Raw genomic sequence first — 2,927 nt, 5'->3', positions numbered from 1 at the left:
CGCTGCATTCAAAGACGTTTCCAACATCCCATTCGAAGGGCCGAAATCCAGGAACCCGCTGGCCTTCAAGCATTACAACCCGGACCAGAAGATCGAAGGCAGGACGATGCGCGACCATCTGCGCTTCTCCGTGGTTTACTGGCACACGTTTCGCGGGGCGGGCTCGGATCCGTTTGGCGTCGGCACAGCCGTCCGTCCCTGGGAGGATGGAACCGATTCGGTGAAAAACGCGCAGAACCGCGCACGGGTGGCTTTCGAGTTCATCGAAAAACTGGGCGCGCCCTTTTACGCCTTTCACGACCGCGACATCGCCCCTGAGGGCGGCAGCCTCGCCGAGACCAACAAGAACCTCGACGCCGTGGTGAAGGTGCTTAAAGCCGAGCAACAGCGCACAGGCATCCAGCTGCTCTGGGGAACAGCAAACCTCTTTTCCAATCCGCGCTTTGTGCATGGCGCCGCCACCAGCTGCAATGCCCAGGTGTTTGCCTACGCAGCGGCGCAGGTGAAGAAGGCGATGGAAGTCACGCACGAACTGGGCGGCGTGGGTTACACGTTCTGGGGCGGGCGCGAAGGATATTCGACGCTGCTCAACACCGACATGAAACGGGAGCAGGAGCACCTGGCAAAACTGTTGCACATGGCGGTCGACTACAAAAAGCAGATCGGCTTTCAGGGCCAGTTTTACATTGAACCCAAGCCCAAGGAACCGACCAAGCATCAGTATGATTCAGACGCGGCTGCGTGTTTGAATTTCCTGCGCGAGTTCGGCTTGATGGAGCATTTCAAACTGAATCTGGAGACCAATCACGCCACGCTGGCGGGCCACACGATGCAGCACGAACTTGAAGTGGCTGGAGCAGCGGGAGCGCTGGGATCGATCGATGCCAACACGGGCGACGAACTGCTGGGCTGGGACACGGATCAATTTCCAACGAACATCTATCAAACTGCCTACACGATGTTGTGTGTGTTGAAGTATGGCGGATTCAAGACGGGCGGAGTGAATTTCGATGCGAAGGTGCGCCGCGAGAGTTTTGAGCCGATCGACCTGTTCCACGCGCATATTGGAGGCATGGATGCATTTGCGCGGGGATTGAAGATTGCGGCAGCGATTCGCAAGGATGGGCGCCTGGCGGACTTTGTGAAGGAACGTTATTCAAGCTGGGACAGCGGATTGGGGGCGCAGATTGAGCGGGGCGAAGTTGGATTTGCGGAGCTCGAAAAACACATGCTCAAGCAGGGCGACGTCAGTGTAAACGCGAGCGGCCGCCAGGAGTTTTTGGAGAACCTCATCAACGAATTCATCTGAGGCTGAACGGGAAGAGGTTTAACCACGAAGCACACGAAACACACGAAAAACAGCAGCACGATGGAACCAGTTGGTGTTCCTTACCTGTGGCCGACATTCTTTACGTTCTGAACTCCGGCAATCTTCTCTCTCGCCCCGTGAGGCACGAACGGGGAGAGAGTTGGAGAGAGGGGCGCCCGCGTTCACTGGTCTTCTCGGTTATCTCTGCGGCCTCCTGTTAAACTGCCGTTGCTTCCAACGGAGTGTGCGCGTCCCGGGCACAGCAACGTCCGAAACTCGAACGTGTCAGAATGTTTCCGCACCTGTGGGTTGGCCTGTGTTGCTTCGCCCGAGAGGGGCAGTGCGAAGGCTGAATGGGAGGAGGCTAACCACGAATCACACGAAACACACGAAAAACAGCAGCACGAGGGAACCAGTTGGTGTTCCTTACTGTCGCCGACATTCTTCACGTTCTGAACTCCGGCAATCTTCTCTCTCGCCCGTGAGGCACGAACGGGGAGAGAGTTGGAGAGAGGGGCGCCCGCTGTGCGACTGCGAACCTTGCCCCACGAGACCGCCGCGCGCTGCAGGACTCGGGGAAATTGCCCTATGGAATCGGTCCATAAACAGGCGACCATCGAGCCGTGTTCCCGAACTGGGGCGTGCGCATGAAAATCATAAACCTCGTCATCCTCAACGTTCTCACCTTGACCTGCGCGGCACAGGTACGCCCCCCAGCGCCGACAAATCCCACGATCATTTCATCGGGAACCACACCTGCTGCTCGTCCACCGGGCGTCTCGGTTCCCGGTCTGGCGCCAAACCATTCAGCCGTCGCCCCCCAAGCCGCCCTGTCCGCAGCCAGCCGAATTCAGTCAGGAAACTTTGGTGTTGCCGATGTTCACGAGCTGCTGATTGACCTTCAAGGATCCTTGGAACAGGCGCAATCGCTCCTGTCTGCCCTGACGTCAGGGAGCGGCGGAATCGATCCAACAACAGGTCTGCCGAAACAACTTGTGGCGAGTGCGGTTCAAGGCCAGAACGGGGCGGCGTTCGTGGGAGTGGCTGGCACGAATCGAGTGGCGATCAACGCGGAAACTTACAACCTGCTGGTGGTGCTGCAGCAGAGCATGGGACAAACGCTGGTAAATCTGCAGGACCTGAACGGTCCAGGCGCCGTTACCTCCCAGCACGTTGGGGCTCCCAACCGCAGCGGCCTGTTGAATCGTGTGAACATCTTGTCGCCAAAGGTGGGGCCGTCCTCGGCGCCTGCCGTGATCCCTGCGAATCCCGTCCAGCGTCGGCCCGCATTGCAACCTGCAATGCCGGCATCGCCCCCCGGAGGTTCGGCGCAATAGCGGCGGAAATTGGCCAGCGCTGTGCGGCAATTTCGGAGGGTCAAGTCCTGATCTAAATTTGTCACTTCGCGCGGAGCGGAAGTGACCTGACTATCTTGTCCGCGAAGCGGCTCGACGGGGTGGTCGGCGAGTGGGGTAGGGCGCCGATCGGAGCCGGACCTCGAACGCTCGTTCGCGGCTCCGATCGTGCGCATGGGTCCCACTCGCCGGGCGCCCCGCAAGGGGGGTGCAGGGGGGATGCCCAATCAAATTAATTCAATGCAGCCCGATGCACCTCGTCA

The 2,927-nt window shown here is 59.2% G+C and carries 2 protein-coding genes; both read left to right on the top strand.

Annotated elements, in window-relative coordinates; all coding sequences use genetic code 11:
- The coding region (gene xylA, locus VEH04_08720) for a xylose isomerase (GenBank protein HYG22851.1) at positions 1-1,309 on the top strand (1,309 nt) is incomplete at its 5' end.
- 647 nt (positions 1,310-1,956) lie between these two features.
- Entirely contained in the window at positions 1,957-2,646 is a 690-nt protein-coding gene (locus VEH04_08715; GenBank protein ID HYG22850.1) for a hypothetical protein, read from the top strand.
- Positions 2,647-2,927: the final 281 nt, after the last annotated feature.

The sequence above is a fragment of the Verrucomicrobiia bacterium genome (assembly GCA_035629175.1).
GTDB lineage: Bacteria > Verrucomicrobiota > Verrucomicrobiia > Limisphaerales > DASXHY01 > DASXHY01.
This window is presented reverse-complemented; position numbering and strand designations above follow the sequence as displayed.

Coding starts and splice junctions, on each gene's coding strand:
- VEH04_08715 (HYG22850.1), top strand. CDS start 1,957: ATGAAAATCATAAACCTCGTCATCCTCAACGTTCTCACCTTGACCTGC.